The organism is Paenibacillus sp. 1-18, from assembly GCF_000520755.1.
In the GTDB taxonomy this organism is placed as follows: domain Bacteria; phylum Bacillota; class Bacilli; order Paenibacillales; family Paenibacillaceae; genus Paenibacillus; species Paenibacillus brasilensis.
In genome coordinates, this window is the sequence record NZ_ASSB01000354.1 from 1 (window position 1) to 839 (window position 839).

Consider the following 839-nt stretch of genomic DNA (forward strand, 5'->3'; position numbering starts at 1 on the left):
GCACCGTAATCTGGTAATCACGAATCCAGCTATACAGACGGCTCGGATCAATCCGGTCGTCTTTCGGACAGATGACCATCGTGCCGCCGTTATAGAGCGTCCGTGCGATATCGCCGACGAACACGTCGAAGGAGAAGCTCGCCAGTTGCAGCAGTCGTACCGGGAACTGGTTCAGACGATAATCCCGGCGATAGGCCGCAGCTGTATTTACCAAGCTGCGATGCTCGATCATGACGCCCTTCGGACGTCCCGTTGTACCGGACGTGTAGATCACATACGCCAGATCCTGCGGTTCGTTGATTTGATCGACATCTGTTGTATCTCCGGTGTACAGTGACTCATCGTCCAATGCCAGTACGGTATGCAGACGCAGTCCCGTGGCTGGCTCAGATGCTCCTTCGCTGTCAGATGGCGCATCTGCTGTTAAATTCAGGTCACCCTGGAGAGTATCTGGTTCCACCGTCTCAGCGCTAACCGCCGTTTCCAGTCGACCTTCAGACTTCCCTCCGGCCAAGGCCCATTGGCTTTCCTCCAGCCACACCTGCGCACGCTCCTGCAAGCCTGTTTGCGTCAGCAGCACCGTCGCGCCACTATCCTCCAGCATAAAGCGAATACGCTCCGACGGATAATCTGCATCCAGCGGCACATATGCGCCTCCTGCCTTCCATACCGCCAGTACGCCAACCAGCATGTCCACCGAGCGTTCGCTCAAGATGCCGACAATCGACTCGCGTCCAATGCCTTCATTTCGCAATCTACGAGCCAATTGGTTCGCTCGCTCGTTCAGCTTGCGATACGTCAGTTGTTGATCCTCGTACACAACTGCCAGGTGATCCGGT

Annotated in this window: 1 protein-coding gene; it reads right to left on the reverse strand. The window is 56.1% G+C overall.

What is annotated here, in order from left to right:
- Positions 1-839 (reverse strand): AMP-binding protein (locus L693_RS28465; protein ID WP_155983925.1); only part of this gene is annotated, 839 nt, incomplete at both ends.